Source organism: Pseudomonas sp. Van50, from assembly GCF_055390755.1.
Genome location: NZ_AP024343.1, coordinates 903,976 through 924,860, shown reverse-complemented (window position 1 = coordinate 924,860; position 20,885 = coordinate 903,976). Strand labels below are relative to the sequence as shown.

General features: G+C 61.2%; 10 protein-coding genes and 1 pseudogene. 7 read left to right on the top strand and 4 right to left on the bottom strand.

What is annotated here, in order from left to right; translation table 11 throughout:
* Positions 1–172 precede the first annotated feature (172 nt).
* Entirely contained in the window at positions 173–2,437 is a 2,265-nt protein-coding gene (gene katG / locus ACZ5M5_RS03920; RefSeq protein WP_464738620.1) for a catalase/peroxidase HPI, read from the top strand.
* A gap of 97 nt (positions 2,438–2,534) precedes the next feature.
* On the opposite strand, the gene ACZ5M5_RS03915 is transcribed toward katG, so the two are convergent.
* The gene (locus ACZ5M5_RS03915; RefSeq protein WP_103308588.1) at positions 2,535–3,395 is read right to left on the bottom strand and encodes a phosphatase PAP2 family protein; all 861 of its coding nucleotides are present in this window, start codon (positions 3,393–3,395) and stop codon (positions 2,535–2,537) included.
* A gap of 24 nt (positions 3,396–3,419) precedes the next feature.
* Positions 3,420–4,091: a lipopolysaccharide core heptose(II)-phosphate phosphatase PmrG gene (gene pmrG / locus ACZ5M5_RS03910; RefSeq protein ID WP_371919211.1), complete on the bottom strand. Its 672-nt coding sequence runs from the start codon at positions 4,089–4,091 to the stop codon at positions 3,420–3,422.
* Between the two features lie 211 nt (positions 4,092–4,302).
* Between pmrG and ACZ5M5_RS03905 the strand changes: the two are divergent.
* Positions 4,303–5,316: pseudogene (locus tag ACZ5M5_RS03905) on the top strand (methyl-accepting chemotaxis protein); the annotation flags it as partial.
* A gap of 42 nt (positions 5,317–5,358) precedes the next feature.
* Positions 5,359–6,222 (top strand): methyl-accepting chemotaxis protein, encoded by an 864-nt coding sequence (locus ACZ5M5_RS03900; protein WP_371857826.1) that lies wholly within the window; start codon positions 5,359–5,361, stop codon positions 6,220–6,222.
* Between the two features lie 54 nt (positions 6,223–6,276).
* Here ACZ5M5_RS03900 and ACZ5M5_RS03895 read toward each other — a convergent pair whose 3' ends face one another.
* Positions 6,277–6,696, bottom strand: coding sequence for a type II toxin-antitoxin system VapC family toxin (locus ACZ5M5_RS03895; protein WP_060739268.1), 420 nt, complete (start codon positions 6,694–6,696; stop codon positions 6,277–6,279).
* Positions 6,693–6,938, bottom strand: coding sequence for a FitA-like ribbon-helix-helix domain-containing protein (locus tag ACZ5M5_RS03890; RefSeq protein ID WP_060739269.1), 246 nt, complete (start codon positions 6,936–6,938; stop codon positions 6,693–6,695). Before ACZ5M5_RS03890 ends, ACZ5M5_RS03895 begins: the two co-directional genes overlap by 4 nt.
* Before the next feature lie 230 nt (positions 6,939–7,168).
* Between ACZ5M5_RS03890 and ACZ5M5_RS03885 the strand changes: the two genes are divergently transcribed.
* From ACZ5M5_RS03885 to ACZ5M5_RS03870, 4 genes are read left to right on the top strand one after another with little or no spacing between them, the layout of a single operon-like run.
* Complete coding sequence (locus ACZ5M5_RS03885) at positions 7,169–9,718, top strand: Tc toxin subunit A (protein WP_464738619.1); 2,550 nt, start codon at positions 7,169–7,171, stop codon at positions 9,716–9,718.
* A gap of 30 nt (positions 9,719–9,748) precedes the next feature.
* Positions 9,749–13,573 carry a Tc toxin subunit A-related protein gene (locus tag ACZ5M5_RS03880; RefSeq protein WP_103308592.1) on the top strand — a complete coding sequence of 1,275 codons (3,825 nt, stop codon included), beginning with the start codon at positions 9,749–9,751 and terminating at the stop codon, positions 13,571–13,573.
* Entirely contained in the window at positions 13,570–18,057 is a 4,488-nt protein-coding gene (locus ACZ5M5_RS03875) for a SpvB/TcaC N-terminal domain-containing protein (RefSeq protein WP_464738618.1), read from the top strand. The genes ACZ5M5_RS03880 and ACZ5M5_RS03875 overlap by 4 nt, the downstream gene beginning before the upstream one ends.
* On the top strand, positions 18,054–20,852 hold the full coding sequence (locus tag ACZ5M5_RS03870) for an RHS repeat-associated core domain-containing protein (RefSeq protein ID WP_464738617.1): 2,799 nt from the start codon (positions 18,054–18,056) through the stop codon (positions 20,850–20,852). Before ACZ5M5_RS03875 ends, ACZ5M5_RS03870 begins: the two co-directional genes overlap by 4 nt.
* Positions 20,853–20,885 lie beyond the last annotated feature (33 nt).

Sequence of the window (20,885 nt, the reverse complement as noted above, 5' to 3'; positions counted from 1 at the left end):
GTACTGGGCTTGCCGTGGGCCACCGTACTGGCAATTAGATGTTGCCGCGTAGCCAAACATGATCAGTTGAGCGAACTGTGAGCCCTGCGCCCTGTGTCATTTATTTCGCCTGTCGCTATTCGAAGCCCGCCGGGCTGGATAGCTGGATGAATACGACCAAAGGTAGCTTCTCATGGCAAACGAATCGAAATGCCCGTTCAATCACGCCGCTGGCGGTGGCACGACGAACCGCGACTGGTGGCCGAACCAACTGAATCTGAAGATCCTGCACCAGCACTCCTCGCTGTCCGACCCAATGGGCGAGGATTTCAACTATGCCGAAGCGTTCAAGCGCCTGGACTTCCAGGCCTTGAAACAAGACCTGAATGCGCTGATGACCGACTCGCAAGACTGGTGGCCGGCGGACTTCGGCCACTATGGGCCGCTCTTTGTCCGCATGGCCTGGCACAGTGCAGGCACTTACCGCACCGGTGATGGGCGCGGTGGGGCCGGTTCCGGCCAGCAGCGGTTTGCACCGCTCAACAGCTGGCCCGACAACGTCAGCCTCGACAAGGCGCGTCGGCTGCTGTGGCCGATCAAGCAGAAGTATGGTCGCAACATCTCCTGGGCCGACCTGATCGTCCTTACCGGCAACGTCGCGCTGGAGTCCATGGGCTTCAAGACCTTCGGCTTTTCCGGTGGTCGCGCCGATGTCTGGGAGCCGGATGAAGACGTCTACTGGGGTTCCGAAAACAAATGGCTGGGGGGCGATGTCCGCTATGGCAAGCCCGACAAAGCCGCCATGCAGGATCCCGGCGAGGGCCAATTGGTGGCCGAACCTGGCAACGAAGAAAGCCGCACTGACGAAGGACGCAATCTGGAGAACCCGCTGGCCGCCGTGCAGATGGGGCTGATCTACGTCAACCCGGAAGGCCCCGAGGGCCAGCCGGACCCGGTCGCCGCCGGGCTGGATATTCGCGAAACCTTCGCCCGCATGGCGATGGACGACGAAGAAACCGTGGCACTGATTGCCGGCGGCCACGCCTTCGGCAAGACCCACGGCGCCGGGCCTGCGGACAATGTCGGTGCCGAGCCCGAAGCCGCTGGCCTGGAGCTGCAAGGCCTGGGCTGGAAGAGCACCTTCGGCACCGGCAAGGGGCCCGACACCATCACCAGTGGCCTGGAAGTCACCTGGACCACCACGCCCACCCGCTGGAGCAACAATTACCTGGAGAACCTGTTCGGCTTCGAATGGGAACTGACCAAGAGCCCGGCAGGCGCGCATCAATGGACACCGAAAAACGGCGCAGGCGCGGGCATCATCCCCGATGCCCATGACCCGGCCAAACGGCGTAATCCAACGATGCTGACCACCGACCTGGCGCTGCGCTTCGACCCGATCTACGAAAAAATCTCCCGGCGTTTCCTGGAGAACCCGGAGCAGTTGTCCGACGCCTTTGCCCGCGCCTGGTTCAAGCTGATCCACCGTGACATGGGCCCGCTCTCACGCTACCTCGGCCCGGAACTGCCCAACGAAGAGCTGCTGTGGCAAGACCCTATCCCGGCGGTCGACCATCCGCTGGTCAACGACAGCGACATCGCTGCCCTCAAAGGCAAGCTGCTGGCCGCGGGCCTCACGGTTTCACAGCTGGTGTCCACGGCGTGGGCCGCGGCTTCCACCTTCCGTGGTTCCGACAAACGCGGCGGTGCCAACGGTGGCCGCCTGCGCCTGGCCCCGCAGAAGAATTGGCCAGCCAACCAGCCAGAACAACTGGCCCAAGTGCTGGCGACCCTGGAAAAGGTTCGGAGCGAGTTCAATACGGCCCAAGCCGACGGCAAGAAAATCTCCCTGGCGGACCTGATCGTGCTGGCCGGCAGCGCCGGTATTGAACAGGCCGCGAAAAATGCCGGGCTCAGCGTGACGGTACCTTTCACGCCAGGACGCATGGACGCGAGCCAGGAACAGACGGACGTCGAGTCGTTCGGTTTTCTCGAGCCCATTGCCGATGGTTTCCGCAACTACCTCAAGGGCCGGTACCGCGTGTCCGCCGAGGCGCTGCTGATCGACAAGGCACAACTGCTGACCCTCAGTGCCCCGCAAATGACGGCACTGATTGGCGGCCTGCGGGTACTGGATACCAACGTCGGCCACACGGCGCACGGTGTCTTTACTCAACGGCCAGGGACGTTGAGCAACGACTTTTTCGTCAACCTGCTCGACATGGGCGTGGAATGGAAAGCCCTTTCCGACACCCAGGAAACCTTCGAAGCTCGCGACCGCAAGTCCGGCCAGGTCAAATGGACCGGCACGCGCGTTGACCTGGTCTTCGGCTCCAACGCGCAGCTGCGGGCCCTGGCCGAAGTCTATGCCAGCCCGGATGCCCAGGAGCAGTTCGTCAAGGACTTCATCGCGGCGTGGGTCAAAGTGATGAACCTGGATCGGTTCGATCTGCGGTGAGAAGCGTCCAAGCCCATGAGGTCGTGCAAGGACGCGGCCTCATGAACTTTTCTTCACACCACGCCTGCGTGTGATTGGGTAAAGTCCCCTCGCTCATTCAAGAAACTAAGGTTTTAGCCCGCGCTCCCAGCGGGCTTTTTTTTGCCTGGCGTTCAGGCTGACGAAGTGCGTTGCCCAACGCAGGCTGCTCCAAGGCCGCCCGTCCATAAAACAGCAGCGCCATCAGCCAACAACTCAACCAGACGAAAATCCCCGCCCAGAACGTGTGGGACATGTAGTGCCAACCCTGCAGGACCCGGGTCGTGCCGTAGACAAACCCCAAGGCCAGCGCCCCATACATCAAGGCTTTCGAATGACGCCAGCGGTAGCGGCGGGCGACGAAATACAGCGCCAGCATGGTGAAGCCGCCGGACGCATGGCCGCCGGGCCAGCAACGACCGTCACCGGCGACGTTCAGCAGGTCGAAATTCTGGAACCATTCCTTGTGCTCGATCTTGCCGGCGTACTGGGTGGTTTCCACCGGGCAGTACACGCTGGTATGGCCCTTGAGGTAATGGATCACCCCCGTGCTGAGGGAAAAGGCGAAGACCACGTAGAGAAAGTCGCGACGGTGCTTGTGGGCAAAACGCAGTGGCTTGCTCAGTCGGGTCTTATCCAGCAGGCGAAGCAGCCTAGGGTGTTTTTCCGGTTTGAAGATCGGCCAGAAAAACGCCAACAGCGCTCCCACTATGGCCGCCTCGCCGGTCCAGTTCGGGATGACCCTCGCCCACTTGTGGGTGATTTGCTCAAAGAGCCGCACGTGCTCTAACGGAAAGACCTGGTGCAGCGGATCGTAGAAAAGATCGCTGATGGCGATGTCGATGCGGGTCAGGTCGAACAGCAAGAACACCACGGCGGCACAGACCAAGGGAATTCCGAGGTTGAGTCCGTAGAAACGGGCGCGAGCAGACGTCAGCATGAGCGGTCCTAATCGTGGAAAAAGTTACTGAAACGCCACCGAGTGCCAGTCAGAGGCCTCGATAAACCCAAGCAAGCGTGGCGCTTGGGGCTGGGCGGTGGAAACGAACAACGAAGCGCCATAGCCGAACGCCGAGGTCGGGCGCTGGAGCGCGGTTTCCATGGCCTGCATGCATTCGCTATGGGTCACCAGAATCAGGTTGCGCCCCGCCACCTTGTGGGCCAGGGCATTACGCAGCAGGTCATGCCGGCAATTGATCAGCCAATCGTCACCGGTGCTCACCTTGTTGAACATGTACCCCACCGTCTGGGTCGCACGCACCAGCGGGCTGTTGTAGAGGTCGACGTTGTCCAGGCCCAGTTGCTCGAACCGGGCACCGAGGCCCACCGCAACGGCACGGGCGCGGTCCGTGATGCCCTCGCGGTCATTCAGGCACGCGGCCTTGGAGTGGTCGCAGCGCTCGACGTGGCGCACCAGCACGATCATCTCGCCCTTGGCCCAGCCATCGGCCAAGCCACGGGCACCGGCGATATTGCCATGGGCCAGGTCCGGCACCGCTGCCGGGCTCAGCAACCAGAAGGTCAACGGGATCACCAGCAGCGCCGAAGCCAGCACGACCAGCGTGTTTTGGTAACGGGCAAACCAGCGCGTATCGATCGAGCGCGTCAGGCCGAAAAGGCTCAGTCTCAGTTCCACATCAAGCCGCCCCGACGGCATCCACCCAGTCATTCGATGGCGCGACAGTAGAGAGGCCAACGTAGGCAGGCAGTGAAACCGATGTGAAAAAAAGCTTCAGATCCAGCCCCCCCGCCGATACAGCCCTGCTACATGCTCTTGCTGGCTCTTAACAACAACAATCTTCCAGCCAATCGATGATCAAGCAGCACAACGTTCCTGGAGGAATTTGATGAATAGCTGGTTTGGCAACATTAGCGTCAACATGAAATTGGGCCTGGGCTTCGGCCTGGTGCTGGTCCTGACCTGCCTGCTGGCCCTGACCAGTTGGACCAGCCTGGGCGGTCTGATCCAGCGCAGCAACTGGATGAGCGACATCACTCAGCTCAACGCCGGCCTGACCAAACTTCGCGTCACCCGCCTGCAATACATGCTGACCAATGGCGACGAAACCGCCGCACAAAATGTGCAGACCACCCTCGATGGTTTCGTGGCGCAACAGAACACCCTGCTCAGCAGCTTCAAGAGCCCGGAAAACGTCAAGCTGCTCAAGGAGCAGAGCGCGGTCATCAGTGCCTATCAGGTCTCCCTGAACAAAATGCGCAGCGCCTACCGCACCGGCAACAGCGCCCGCGACGCCATGGGCGCGAACGCCGAGGTCGCCTACAAGCTGATCGAAGCCATCGACGCCGACGTGCGGCACATGGCCCTCAGCGATGAACGTTTCGCCCAGTTCCAGGCCATCACCGAGGCCAAGCAGGCCTTCATGCTGGCCCGCTATGAAGTGCGCGGCTATACCGCCAATAGCAACGCCGACACCGAACGCAAGGCCATCGCCCAACTGGACGCCGCCATCGCGTCGCTCAAGCCCTTGAATGAACATTTCTCCAGCAGCCGCCAGGATGAACTGCGCCAGCTGGAAAACGCCCTGACCCAGTACCGCAGCGCCGTGCAGGCCTTCAAGCTGGCCACCGCCGATGTGGTCCAGGCCCGCAAGGAAATGACCGACCAGGGCACGACCATCGTGACCTTGAGCGAGCAGCTGTACCAGATCCAACTCGACCGCCGCGACGCTGAAAGCGCCCAGGCCCGCACCCTGCAACTGATCAGCACCTTGCTGGCGTTGCTGATGGGCGTCATTGCCGCCGTGATCATCACGCGCCAGATCACCGGCCCGCTGCGCGAAACCCTGGCCGTGGTCGAACGCATTGCCAGCGGCGACCTGTCGCAGAACGTCATCGTCACCCGCCGTGACGAACTGGGCGTACTGCAACAAGGCATCGCACGCATGGGCGTGACCCTGCGTGACCTGATCAGCGGCATCCGCGATGGCGTGACTCAGATCGCCAGCGCCGCCGAAGAGTTGTCCGCCGTGACCGAGCAGACCAGCGCCGGGGTCAACAGCCAGAAAGTCGAGACCGACCAGGTCGCGACCGCCATGCACGAGATGACCGCCACGGTCCAGGAAGTCGCGCGCAACGCCGAAGAGGCCTCCCAGGCAGCCGCCGCCGCGGATGGCGAAGCCCGCGCCGGCGACAAGGTGGTCAGCGAAGCCATCGCCCAGATCGAACGCCTGGCCAGCGAAGTGGTGCGTTCCACCGACGCCATGACCGTGCTGCAACAGGAAAGCGACAAGATCGGCAGCGTCATGGACGTGATCAAGGCCGTGGCCGAGCAGACCAACCTGTTGGCGCTCAACGCCGCCATCGAAGCGGCCCGCGCTGGTGAAGCCGGGCGTGGTTTCGCCGTGGTGGCCGACGAAGTCCGTGGCCTGGCCCAGCGCACACAGAAATCCACCGAGGAAATCGAAGGCCTGGTGGCCGGCCTGCAGAACGGTACCCAGCAAGTGGCCGCCGTGATGAACAACAGCCGCAGCCTCACCGACAGCAGCGTGGCCCTGACGCGCAAGGCTGGGGAATCCCTCGGAAACATCACCCGCACGGTGTCGAACATCCAGTCGATGAACCAGCAGATCGCCGCTGCTGCCGAACAGCAAAGCGCCGTGGCCGAGGAGATCAGCCGCAGCATCATCAACGTGCGCGACGTGTCAGAACAGACCGCCGCCGCCAGCGAAGAAACCGCCGCTTCCAGCGTGGAACTGGCGCGGCTGGGCAATCAATTGCAGATGATGGTCAGCCACTTCAGGGTTTGATCATGGACAACGCCCGGTTCCGATGGAATACGGGCGTCATGTATGAAGCCCCCTTCAAGCGTTCCAGGGGTTGATGACGTCAACCCCTGGAAACTCGAAGTCCCTGGTATTGCGGGTTGCAATCAGCGCCCCGTGAGTACGGCAAATAGCGGCAATCTGTGCATCAGCCATGCCTGCCGTCCTCCCCTTCGCCTCGCATGACGCAACGAGGGTCGCGTACTCAACCGCCGCATGGGCATCGAAAGGCAGGATCCGGCCAGCAAAATCCTCTTCGAACATTGCCATTGCATGGGCTTCAAGCCTTTGCTTGCGCTTGCCGGAAGGCAGCCGGGCGACACCATGAAGAATTTCCGCCACGGTAACAGCGCAAATGACCAATTCCATTGCAGGCTGCAAATCAACCCAGGCCAGGACACTGGCGTTCGGCTCTGCACGCATGAACTCTGAAATCACGTTGGTATCGAGCACTATCATTCAGATAAATCCGCCGCATTGGCCTTTTCGTCACGCGCAGGCAGATCCAGTTCCACACCGCCCAGGGCACTGAATCTGTTTCGAATGCGACTCCCCAATCCACCTTCAGGACTCACTCTTGCCAAGGCACGCCCTAAAATCAGCCGGGCCTCTTCCTCCATGGAGTGGCCGTTATGGGCTGCCGCGATACGCAGTTGTTCCTTTATCTGATCGTCCAGGTTTCGAATAGTGAGGCTGGCCATAAAACACCTGCAATCAATGAAATCATTGATTGCAAGCTAGTTTAAAGCGCTCAACTTGTCTAGCGGCCACTCACCCGTCAGCCCCCAGGGACCACCGGGAATCAAAAACCGCCCCACGCATCGCCCTTTCGTACACATCTTCCCCTGACGTCCTACCGTTTTTTTCTGCGTGCTCCTGTACGGTTTTCTCCCGAAACGCACATTCCGTTCGAACAGGAGATAGACCCCACATGGACGTTAGCAACGACTCGCTGTTGCACCGGCTCGTCGCCTTCCCTGCCGGCAAGAAAACTTCAGAAACCAAATTCAGAACAGCCCTGCAGCACATGGGTGTGACGTCGGTGTTCGACATCGTGCGCATGGACAAAGCGCAGTTCGCCCTCGAGCTCGCCAAGCACAGCGACGCGGATGCCGGGCGGGTCTACGACAGCGCTGTGAGCTATGCCGGACAAATCAGCCGCCTGTACCAGGAACACCGCGTATCACCCAGGAAGGACACCCAGCCAAGTTTCCGGTACAGCCTGGATTCGGATACAACGCCAGCGTCCGCCGGCTATCAGGCACTCTTCGAAGAAAATTGGGATCAGTTCTGCGACGAAGGCGACATCGCCGCCATCGACTCACCCGTGGCGTATCTGCGAGCCCTGTATCTGTTCGCCCGGCAATTGGAGCAGCTACCGGCCCCTGTACAAGCGGCCAGGATCACCCTGGAGGAACGGCGCCCGGACCTCGGCAAGCTGATGCTCGATCGACAGAGCGCCTTCGCCAAGCGTCCGATGCTCGACATCGTCAACGACACCCTGTGCAGCAACATCGCGGCGCACCTGGCCAGTACCGACAGGGCCAAGACCGTCCAGCAGGTGTTGGCCAGCGAGCACTATCCCTTCTCGCTGCCCTACGACCTGCACCATCACCAGTGTCTGCTCGGGCTGGGCGCAGGCAAACCCGTGCTAGGCGAACTGAACTATCGGGTCAGCCTGCAACTGCCATTTTCACGAGGCCCCTCGACGTACGGGCGCGTCACGACCTCTCATCTCGATGCCCAAAAGCTGTTGTCCGGACTCAGCCCGGAACAACAGAACCTGCTGCTCGCGCCAAGCGCTTCAAGCGCCAGGCCTGAAGCGCTGAAGAAAAGCTATGGCACCCAGGACATCACACGCCTGGATCAGCTCGATTTTTTCCAGGAACGCACCGGGCTGACGACGGACCAGGTGGAACAATTCCTGGCGCAAGGCCGCTACAGCCCTCGCAGCTCGATCAACAGCCCGGACGCCACGCAGAGCGTTTATGGCGCCAGCTACATCAACGGGTCGGAAAGTACTCCCCCCCTGCGCATCGAAACCCAAGGGGCGTCGCGCGTCTTCCTGCACTATTCCGATGAACGTTTCGACCGTCTCCAGCGCATGATCCGCCTGCATCGCTGGACCGATATCCCCGTGGCCGAACTGGACACACTGATCATCAATGCCCTGCGATCCGAGGGAAGCGACACGCTCAGCGCCAACACGTTGCGCACCCTTGGCGTCTACCGGTACCTGAACCAACGTCATGGCATCGCGCCTGAAGAGTTTGCTTCTTTGCTGCACGACATGCCGGTTGAAGCCTGCGGGGAACGAGTCCCGTTGTTCGATCAGGTGTTCAATCGCACCCGCTTGCTTGAAAACCCCGTGTGGCAATACCCCAAGAAGCCACTGGCCGTCACCGACCAGCAAACCTTCAGCTACTTGAGTGCCGGCCTCGGATTGCCCATGACCCAGGACGCGTTGCTATTGCTTGCGCAACAGAGCGAACAATACCTGCCGGGACTGGAACACGACCTGCCTACGGTTTCATCCCTCTACCGCCAGGCCCGCATCGCCCGGATGCTGGGCCTATCGCCGCTGGCGTGCACCGAGCTGGCCCGACTATTGGGCGGGGACGATTACGGCAAGGCGCTGGTGACCGGGCGACTGTCTCCCCCGGCATCCTCGGCACCCGACATTCTCGACGTGCTGATGGCCCTGGATTGGGCCGTCGACTGGCTCAGGCAAAACGGGCTCGATGTGCTGCAGTGGTGTCGTCTGTTCGCTGAACCAGAAGCGGGCTTGCCACTGAACCAGAACCAGGAACAACGCCTGGCGAGACTTCGAGAGGACACCGAGCACGTCCCTCAGCACCTGGTTGAAACCCTCCTGCATGACATGGCCGACCTTTCCAGCGAGCTCGTTCCCCACGTGATGCAAATGGCCGGTACCGATGCCGAGGCGCTTGTCGCGGCCATCAAGGCTGCCCCGGGCATCATGCCGCAGGCGCTGGCAAAGGTACTGCGCACCGCCGAGGCTTGCCAACACCTGCACCTGAGCAGCAGCACGCTGAACGTCTTGATGGCAAACCCGACATGGCTGGCCCCGAACACTTCCAGAGCCCTCACCCCGCAAACGCTGTATCTGCTCGAGCGTTTCAGCCATTGCGCCCGTCACCAGGCGCAGTCGGAAGAAAACCTGCTGCACTACCTGCATGTCGCCAACCAGGACGGCCAACAGACGGAAAAAGAAGCCAACAGCCTGCTGGCCAGCCTCCTGAACTGGAACAGCGAAGAAGTGCAACGCCTCACGGCGCAATTGGAACCGCGACGCGCAACGTCAATGGAAGCGCTGGACTGGGTCATCCGCTGCCAGGCGTGCTGCGTCAGCACAGGGCTGTCGGCAGAGCTGCTGCTCAAGGCAACCGCACTGAACCCCCAAAGTCCTGCTTCGGATTGGAAAACCGTCGGCGAAGCGCTGATCGCGGCCAGCCATTGACCACCCCACTTCAATATTCAAGGATCGAATATGACCGTTGCCCTGAAAAAGCAGCTCGATGAAAGCCTGCGCGATGCCCTGCTAGCGCTTTACCTGAACAAGGTTGCACCCGAGCAGGCCACGACGAAAACCCGCCAGCTCAAGACAGCCCGTGACCTCTACGAATACTGGCTGCTCGACGTGCTGGTCAGCCAGGACGTGCCCACCACGCCAGTGGCCTGCGCCATTGCCAGCCTGCAGCAGTACATCAACCGCATCCTGATGAACCTGGAGCCCGGTTACGACCCGGCCAGTATCGGCGCCGAGCGTTTGAAAACATGGCGCGATGAGATGCACCAGTACCCCACCTGGGCCGCCCATCAAAAATTGCTGTACTTCCCCGCGACTTATCTCGACCCCGCCCTGAGGGCTGATAAAAGCGAGAATTTCCGGCAACTGGAAAACGAGCTCAGCCAGAACCAGATTCAACCCGATGCCGTTCAAACGGCGGTCATGGCCTACCTGACCCGCTTCGAAGAAGTCGCCAACCTGAACATTCTCAACGGTTACATCGACGGCTCGGACTTTGCCAACAGCACCTATTACTTCATTGCCAAATCCCGCTCCGAAAACAGCTACTTCTGGCGCTCGTTGAACATGGCCCAGCGTCCGTTCGACGGCCCCCCTGCGCCAGCACCGGCCATCGCACCCAAGCGGGACCAGCCGGATCCGTACGCTTGGTCGGACTGGGAAAAAGCCGACGTGCCGATTCCCGAGAGCGCCGCCGAACAGACGATCCGACCGGTCTGGTTCAACAATCGTCTGTTCGTTGTGTGGGCGGAGTGCATACATCAGGATCCCGCAGCCTCGAGCCGCGTCTCTCAGGTCGCCAGTACAACTGCGCCAGGGGCTAACCGCCCGTTATTACGCTTGAGCTATTGCTTCAAGAAACACGATGGCAGTTGGAGTACGCCGCGGGTCGGCTTGCAAGGCTATTGCGAGGATGAGGTGCTGGGCAGCAAGGACGTGAATGCAATCAAACCATTGTTGTGTACGGTTGCCGAATATCACGTCTCTGAGCGCCACGCGCTGCTCTTCCTGGCGCTGGGCGCCAAGACCGATTCAAAGCCTGCTTCCGCCGACAACTGCAAATTTCTTAAAACGGCTTGCATCGATGAACACCTCGCTGTCGTGCCTTATTTATCAGCCACTCCACCGATAAATCCGGAAATCGACATCAAGGATCTCGACGACGATTACCGCAAACGGCTCTTCGACGCTAATGAACGACGTATTCAAACCGCTCATGGGTTTGATCTACCGGGTAGTCATACCAACCCGAAACTGGGAGCCTTCCTTCCCTTGCCGTTTCTGGTAGACATTCGCCGCATGGCTCCGACTATTATCGAAGAGACGGTAAACGGCCCGCGCCTTGTTCAAATCATCAGCTTTAGCGATTCCGCTATGCATTACAGCGACAACAAAAAACAATCGCGCCAACCCATCCGATTGAACACCGTATTCGCCGCCGAACTGATCCGGCGCACCGAAAACAGCCTCGATGAGCTGTTCGACTGGGCCACACAACATCTGCCGGAACCCGCCGTGCCCGGAGACCCAACCAACCGGATGGATTTCCATGGGCCTTATGGCCGTTACTTCACCGAGTTGTTCCTCTATCTACCCTGGCTGGTCGCCCATCGTTTGAATGCCGAGCAGCGCTACGAGGAGGCCGAGCGCTGGTTGCGCTATACCTTCGACCCGGGTCGCGACAGGGAGGCCTGCTGGCGGAGCGTGCCGCTGATCGACAACAGCATGCCGTCGTATTCGAATCAGGCGCCCCATGATCCACACCAGATTGCCCTCAGTCATCCCGTGCATTTTTGCAAGGCGCTGTACTTCCTGTACCTCGACATCCTGATCAACCGAGGCGATGCCACGTACCGCGAGATGACCCCTGACGGGCTCAGCGAGGCAAAGCTGTGGTACGTGCGCGTGCTGGACCTGCTGGGGCCACGCCCGGTCGTCCGACCGGCCGATCCCTGGACAGCTATCAGCTTGAAAGTACTGAGCGACACCTCTGATGACAGTTTGCGCACTTTCGAATACGCGCTGACCGGCTTGACTGACCAGCACACACTGGTGCTTAGCGAAAGCAGCTCGCGGTCATCCCTGCCAACGATCGACAGCCCGTACTTGCATTTGCCGTTCAATCCGCAACTGCTCAGGTGCTGGGACCTGGCGGAAAGTCGCCTATACAACCTGCGACATAACCTCGACATGACCGGCAAGCCGCTGCACTTGCCGATCATCGCGGCGCCGCTGGACCCGCGCGCCCTCTCCAGCGCCAACGCCCTGAGTCTCTCTGACAGCCCGTCGACAGGCCTGCCGAGCGTCACCATTCCCCACTATCGCTTCAGCGTCATGCACCGCCATGCCCAGAACGCCGTGGAGAGCCTCAGCCAATTCGGCACCCTGCTGCTGTCGCTGATCGAGCGCAAGGAACAAGCCCAGTTGCAGGAGTTGCAACAACAGCAAGCCTGGAACCTGGCGAAAATTTCCGTCGACCTGCAGCGCCAGGCCTTGAATATCGAGCGCCAAAGCCGCCAGGCGCTGCTGGCCAGCAAGGCTATTGTCCAGGGCCGTGCCAGTCATTACAAAAAACTGCTGGAGGACAACCTGAGTGACTCCGAGAAAAATGCAGGTTCCCTCTACGTAGCCAGCGGAGCTTCAGAGCTCGCGGCAATGACCTGTCAAATCGCGGCAGGCGGACTGATGACGCTGCCCAACATCTTTGGCTTCAGCAACGGTGGCAGTCGGTGGGAAGGACCAATGCTCGCTGCCTCCGCCGCGGCCCATAGCGCCGCTATCATCAGCCGCACCGCGGCGGACCAGTACGACCGCCTGGCATCGTTCAATCGACGTAGACAGGAATGGATCCAGGCGTACGATCAGTCACAACTGGAACTGGCCCAGATCGACGCACAACTGGCGCAATTCACCGAGCAGCAAACTGCCACTCGCCTGCAATTGCGCCTGGCCGAATCGACCCTGGGCCAAGCCAAGGCCCACTACGACTTCCTCAGCAAACGCTTTACCAAGGCGCAGCTGTATCAATGGCTGAACAGCCAGTTGGCCGCACTGTATCGCCAGGCCTACGACGCGACATTGAGCCTGTGCCTGGCCGCCGAAGCCTGTTGGCAGTATGAAATCGCCGACTTCGACACGCGCTTCATTCAGCCTGGCGCCTGGCATGCGACCTATCGCGGGCTTGGGGCGGGCGAACTGCTGAAGCTCAACCTGCTGAAAATGCACGCCGGGTACCTGCAACGTCACGAGCGGGAGCTGGAGATCCGCAAGACAATATCCTTGCAACAACTGAAGGGCAAAACCGCTGCCAGCTCTCTCAACAAGGACTGGGCGCAGTTGCACGCCGACCTGAAACAGGGCGGATGCGAGTTCGAGCTGACCCATCAATTGTTCGAAGACGACTACAAGGACCAGCGACATTATCTGCGACGCATCAAAACCATCAGCGTGACCTTGCCCACCGTCGTCGGGCCTTATGAAAACATTCGAGCCACGCTGACCCAGACCGCCAGCACGGTGTTCCTGTCGCCGGGCGATCAAGGCCAGGCCATGGAAAGCTGGCGCGCCAACCAACGGATCGCCCTGTCGACGGGTGTCGACGACAACGGTCTGTTCACCCTGAGCTTCAACGATGATCGCTACCTGCCGTTCGAATACACCGGCGCGATTTCCAAGTGGCAGTTGACCTTCCCGAATCCAGAGGCCCAAAAAGACCTGCTGGAGTCGCTGACCGACGTCATAGTCCATGTGAGCTATACCGCCAGGGTCGGTGGAGGTGTGCAATGAATGAACACGCCCCGCTGCCTGTCACCGCACCGTCCCTGCCCAAGGGGGGCGGTGCCATTCAAAGCATCGGCAAAGGATGGAGCCCCGTCGGCGCCCACGGTACGGCCTCCTATGGGATTGCCCTGCCCATATCCCCAGGGCGTGGCTTTGCGCCGACCTTGACCCTGAGCTATCTCAGCTCGCTCGGCAACGGTGTGTTCGGCATCGGCTGGGGGCTGTCATTGCCCAGCGTGACGCGACGCACCAGCAAGGGTGTACCGGCGTACACCGAGGATGACGAGTTCGTCGGCCCCAGCGAGGTGGCGTGGCTAGCCGAGCGCGATTCACAAGGTGTCATCGCCGCCACCTACATCGACCACTACAACGGTCTGGACCTGGGCACGCGCTATACCGTCACCCAATACTTTCCCAGGATCGAAAGCCACTTCGACCGAATCGAGCATTGGTCCTCGCAAGGCGATGAGGCCGGTTTCTGGCTGGTGCACGGTGCCGACGGCAGCCTCCACCTGTTTGGCAAGCACCCGTCAGCACGGCGCGCCGATCCCCAGGACACGAGCCGTATCGGCGAATGGCTGCTGGAGGAGAGCCTGAACGCTCACGGCGAGCACATCCTCTACCAGTACAAGACAGACACCACGGCCCAACGCTATTTGAGCCAGGTCAGCTATGGCAATTTCGAGGCCGATGCACACCTTTACGGGTGGACAGCGGATCGGCTCGCGAACGTGCAATGGCACTTCGAATTGGTGTTCGACTACGGCGAACGGACCACCGCCTACGCAGGAAAACCGTCTTACGAGGGCCAGCAGTGGCAAGCCCGTGGCGATGCATTTTCCAGCTTCGCCTACGGTTTTGAGTTGCGCACCGAACGGCTGTGTCGCCAGGTCCTGATGTTTCACCGTTTCCCTGAGGAATTGGGCGCCGCCCCCGTCCTGGTGCGGCGCCTGCTGCTGGATTATCGCCAGACACCTCTGGGTTACCCGCTCCTTAGCGCCGCCCATGACCAGGCGTTCGGCGAAGGTGAAGCGGCCGAAAGCCGACCGCCCGTCGAATTCAGCTACAGCGCCTTCCAGCTTGCGCCTGAACCCCGTGCCTGGCGGCGTTTCCAGGACATGCCGGGGCTCAACGATGATCGTGCCTATCAACTGGTGGACCTGTACGGCGAGGGACTGCCGGGGGTGCTGCATCGAACCGACAACGGCTGGCATTACCGCGAGCCCGTGCGGGCCAATACCAAAGGCAACGACGTGACCTACGGGCCGTGGCGAACGCTGCCCCACATCCCGGCGACCGACACGGCCACACCAGTACACCAGGCGCTGAGCGACCTCACGGGAGATGGTCGTTTGGATTGGCTCGTCGCCCATCCGCAAGTGAGCGGCTTTTTCGCCCTCGATGCCGAACGAAGCTGGTCGGGCTTTGCCACGTTCAATGCACTTGCGCCAGAGTTTTTCAGCCCCCAAGGGCAGTTGGCCGACCTGATGGGCGCCGGGCTCGGCGATCTGGCGGTGATCGGCCCGCGCAGTGTTCGCCTGTACGCCAACCGGCGGGAACACGGCTTTTCGCCTCCCGTGGAAGTCCCTCGCGAGGAAAACGAAGACGCCCTGCCCCTATTCAGTGCCTCAGCCGGCGAACTGGTGGCTTTCAGCGATGTACTGGGCAGCGGCCAGCAGCATCTGGTGCGCATTCGTCACAACGAAGTGAAGTGCTGGTCCAACCTCGGCCGAGGGCGTTTCGGCAACGCCAGGGTGCTGGACTTCCCCGGGCTGGCCTACGACAGCTTCGACGCCGCGCGTATCCGCCTGGCGGACCTGGATGGCTCCGGCGCTGCGGACCTGATCTATCTGCAAGCGGACCAGGCGTTGATTTTCATGAACCGCTGCGGCCATGGTTTCAGCCCCGCGGTTGCCCTGCCCTGGCCGGAAGGCCTGCGCTACGATCCTCTGTGCCAGGTCAGCATCGCCGACCTGCAAGGGCTCGGTTGTTCCAGCCTGATCCTGAGCGCGCCGCACATGACGCCGCGGCATTGGCGCTACGACTTCGTCAGCGCCAAACCGTACCTGCTCACCGGCATCCACAACAACATGGGCGCCGACCAGCGCATCCACTACCGCAGCTCGGCCCAGGAGTGGCTGGATGAAAAACTGCAGCGGATGACGGACGGCAAGCCCCTCACCTGTCGCTTGCCCTTGGCCCTGCACCTGGTTTGCGCCCAGACCCAAGTGGATGAAATAACCGGCAATCGACTGACCCAGGCATTCTCCTATCGCCAGGGTTACTACGACGGCATCGAACGTGAGTTTCGGGGCTTTGGCCTGTTACTGCAAACCGACACTGAAGCGAGCCCCGGCGACACAGACGTCCAGGCCTTCACCGCCACCTGCCTGAAAAAGACCTGGCTTCATACCGGGCGAAGGGTGAACCTGCCACGCAATGGCTACAGCCGGGCAGACAAGCAAGCCGTGCCGCTGGGCAAGACCTTGCTGTGTCACTGGCCGCCAGAGGCGTTGCAGGATCGCATCATTGCCTCGCCAGATGCGGCGACCGAACTGGAAATGTCCCGCGCCCTGTGTGGCCGGGTACTGCGCAGCGAGGTCTTCGGCATCGACAGACAGCTGAAAACCACCCGTCTGTATTCGGTGGAGGAAAACCGTTATGGGCTGCGCCTGCTGCAAGCGCCCGACAGCATTCGCCGGCAGGCCCGAATGTTGCCCCTGCTGCTGGAGTCCATCCGCTACCAGTACGAAGGCATTGTCGATGACCCGCAATGCCGGCACACCCTGAACCTGCAACACGACCGGTACGGCGCACTGACCCATAACGTGGACATCCACTACGCCCGACGAAAAACCGCCAGCGACACACCACCGTTCAGCGACACCGACACGCAACAGTGGTGGCGCGATGCGCATGACCCGGCGCAGCAGCTCTACTACCTGAACGAAACCCGTGCCGAATTCATCCACTTGCAGGCGCCCCAGCAATGGCGACTCGGCCTGCCTTATCGCCAGCGCACCCAGGCGTTGCAACGCCCCAAGCGCCCTGAAGACGAGGGGTTGAGCCCACGGGACCTGTCTTTCGAAACGCTCAGCGAACTCACGAAACAAACCGCCTGGAAAACCCAAGGCGTGCTGACCGGCCTGTCCGTGCAGCGCTACAGACACGCGTCGAGCGCAGCGACCCTGCCGGACGGCGTCGCCGATTTTCAGGCCCTGGTCGATCATCTGGAAAGCGCCGAGCTGGATGAAACGGCCTTGGGCGCCTTCCAATTACTGCCACAGGACAGCCGCCCCAAAGGAAAACTACTGGAGCGAATGGGTTATCACCGAATGAGCGATTTTCTTCTCGACACCGCGCCGGAGAAAAAACTCTGGTCCGTCAAAAGCGCTTTCACCACCTACGCGCCATTGGCGGGCTTCTACAAAACCAGGACCGTACAACCGAGCGAAAGCCAAGGCGCGTACGAAACAGGCCATGACCCATACGCTTGTCTTGTCACCACCTTCAAACTGCCCGACGGCTGCACCACCCAGGCGTTTTACGATTACCGTTCACTCCAGCCCCTGCGCATCATCGACCCCAACGGTAACGTACAGGAGGGCCTGTTCGATGCGTTCGGCCAAGTATTGGCGACCTCTTTCCATGGTGACGAGCACCACACCCCCGTGGGTTTCAAGCCGCTCGCACAGTTCAAACGGCCACCGTTCAGCAGCCCCGCGACCGCCATCAGACAAAGCGGGGACGCTCTGCAAGACGCCGCCATGACCCTCTATTACGCGCCCTTCAGTTGGATGGGGCGTGTATCGAAGGTTGCCCGGGCGGACACCGACTGGCTGGCACGTTGCGTGGGTAACGGCGACCTGCTGCCCAGCGGCCATATCCGCGCATCGGCCCGAGCCCGCCTGGCGGAGCTTCAGACACCCTCCGCCGACGACCTCAAGCTGAAACACGAAATCGCAGCCGCGCCCCGTGAACCGATACACATCGCCACGCTGGTCGCCGACCGTTTCCCGGATGACCCCCGAAGACAAATCCGCATCGCCGTCAGTGGCTTCGATGGCTTCGGACGAACCCTGCAAAGCAAGCAACTCGTCGAACCGGGCCAGGCTTACGTCGTCGACGCCAAGGGCGACCTGACACTGACGGATGGAAAGCCCAAGGAGCAGATCGCAGCCAGGCGCTGGCGTGTCAGCGAACGGGTGGAATACAACAGCAAGGGCCTGGCGGTGCGTATCTACCGCCCATATTTCGCCGACCGGCACAGCCACATCAACGATGCGTCCTTGCGCCAGTCCGGGCATTTCGACCAACACTTCTACGACCCACTCGGACGCCCCAGCCACGTGTTGCTCGCCAGGCAAAATGGCCTCGCCTATCTGCGCCGGCATACACGTCACCCCTGGTACACCGTGGACGAGGACGAGAATGACACGCTGCAGGAAGTCCTGTCCGAACACGCCGCCACGGCCGGAGGTGGCGCATGAACGCACGCCTTCATCACAAGACACCCACGATCAATGCCTTCGACGGTCGTGGCCTGCCCGTGCGGCAAATCGCTTACTACCGGCGCGACGCCCAGGCCCCCTCCCAGGCGCGCATTGCCCAGCGAGACTACGACGCGGCGGGACGAGCGGTGGCGCAGCGTGATCCTCGACTGTTTGCCATGGCGACCGGCGGGGCGAACCTGCGGACGGTCTTCAGTTTGTCCGGCAAGACGCTGTTGCTCGACAGTATCGATGCCGGCTGGCGCCTGTACCTGCCTGGCGATGCCGGGCAGCTATCGCACTGCTGGGATCAGCGGGGCTCCTATTGGCGAACCACCTACGACACGCAACTGCGCATGACGGCCGTCCATGAGCAAGCGGCAGGCGACGTGCCGCGCAGGGTCGAATGCCGGCAATACGGCGACAGTTCGCCGGAGTCCGCAGTGCATAACCGCTGCGGTGCGCTGATCCGTCACGATGACAGCGCCGGCACCCTGCTGATCCATGACTATGGGCTTTGCGCCAAACCTCTCAGCCAGACCAGGCACCTGCTGGCCACCGCCGAACGCCTGGACTGGCCAGCGCAGGAGATAGACCGCGATCGCTTGCTGGAACAGGGGAACGGCTACACCACGAACTGGCGCTACGACGCCCTCGCCGAGCTTATCCTGCAGACCGATGCCGCCCAGCACCAGCAGCGCTACTCGTTCGATGTCGCCGGTCAGCTCAAGTCCGTGGGCCTGCAGATAAGCCACACGGCGACCGAAAAAGTCATCATGAGCGATCTGGTCTATAACGCGTCCGGCCAGATCGAGTCCCAGACGGCCGGCAACGGGGTCGTCAGTCGCGCCGTGTACGATCCGGCCAACGGTAGACTGACCGCCCTGCGCACGTCACGGGCGGCCAGCACCTTGCAGGATCTGCGCTACACCTACGACCCGGTGGGCAACGTGACGCATCTCGAGGACAAGGCTCAACCGGTGCAGTTTGGCAGTAACCAGCGGGTCGAAGCCGCCAGCACATTCACCTACGACAGCCTTTACCAATTGATCAGCGCGACGGGCCGCGAGGCCGCCGGATTGACCAGGCCCCCGGACCTTCCAGCCCTCGGCAAAACACCCATCGCCCCCAGTCAGCTGTTCAACTTCACCGAACATTACGAGTACGACGCCGGCGGCAATCTGATTGAGTTGCGCCATCGTCGCGAAGGCAACCACTACACCCGGACCCTGAACGTGGCCGCCGCGAGCAATCGCCTGCGCGCCTGGAATAAAGGCCAATCGACGCCCGACGTGGCAGTGGACTTCGATGCCAACGGCAACCAGCAGGCGCTTTCCCCAGGCCAGGCGCTGACATGGAACCTGCGCAACCAGCTCGACGGCGTGGTGTTGGTGCGGCGTGAAAACGCTGCCGATGACATCGAGCGCTATCGCTACGACAGCGGCGGTCAACGAGTACGCAAGCTCCAGACAACCCAGGGCGCGACAAGGGTTCACACTCGGGAAGTCCGTTATCTGCCGGGCCTCGAGATTCGCACGCGCGATAATGAACGCCTGGAAGTCATCATCCTGCAAGCCGGTCGCTACAACGTGCGCTACCTGCACTGGACCGAAGGCCGACCGTCCGGTATCGCCGCCAACCCGATACGCTATGGCCTTGGTGACCACCTGGGCTCCAGCTCACTGGAACTCGACGACCAGGGCGGCCTGATCAGCCAGGAAAGCTACCTGCCCTACGGCGCAACCGCTTGGCAGGCCTCCCGCTCGGCCGTGGAAGCCGACTACCGGACCCTTCGCTACTGCGGCAAGGAACGCGATGCCAGTGGCCTGTATTATTACGGGCAGCGGTACTACGCGCCGTGGTTGCAACGCTGGATCAGCCCCGACCCGGCAGGGGCGGTCGATGGCTTGAACCTGTATGCCATGGTGGGAAACAACCCCCTCAGGTTTGTCGACCGTCAAGGGTGGATGAAGGAGGATTTCATCCAATGGATGAAAGAGGATGGCCACGCCCGTTCCCTGAAAATGATGCAGCCGCCACCGACGAAACAAGCTAAAAAACGTGCCGGCACTCATCAGGAAGGCCCTCCAGACCCCGACGCCAGCCCCAGTTTCAGCAAAACCAAACGCAAGGAGCTGGTCGTTCACTCCCATGGCTTGGTCGATGGCTTGGGCGTGGGCCTCAACGAGTTCTACAACCTCACCGGGCCCAAATCCGGCCCGGAGGGATACCGCGGCGTAGACAAGGCGTATGACGGCACCGCCGAAAGCGAGAATTTCTACCTGAACTTCGGAAGCTACAGGATCGGCAATACCCACGATTACCTGGCCGACTTGGCCGAACGATACAGCGCGACGAAAATCGATCCGATTCATAAAATCGAACTGGATCTTGACGAGTTAAAGAGCGAGCCGACGCTGAGCAGGACCGTCGAGGACGTCCATGAACTGCAGCAATACACCCAGAACCTCATTGCCAGGCACATTGAACAATCCAATAGCATCATCCCCATACGCACCGGGGGACCAGGGGCTCATGGAGAAGTCCGCCTGATCAACTCGGTCGTTGCGCTCTACCCGGGTCAAGCTGAAATGAAGCTGTCGAACACGCAACTGTTCACCCACAAAATAACCGGCGTGGACGAACCGAAACCTTTCATTGCCTGCTTCAATTGCAGCGGCATTATCCCGGAAAGCGTCAGTATCCAGACGGGGCGCCACGCTATGGACTATGGGAAATACAACGAGCATGTCTTGGCTATCAATCGTGCTCCGCGCCCTGGTCTCAGTTCCTGACTGCACCTGGCCAACTCAAACCCGCTCGGATCC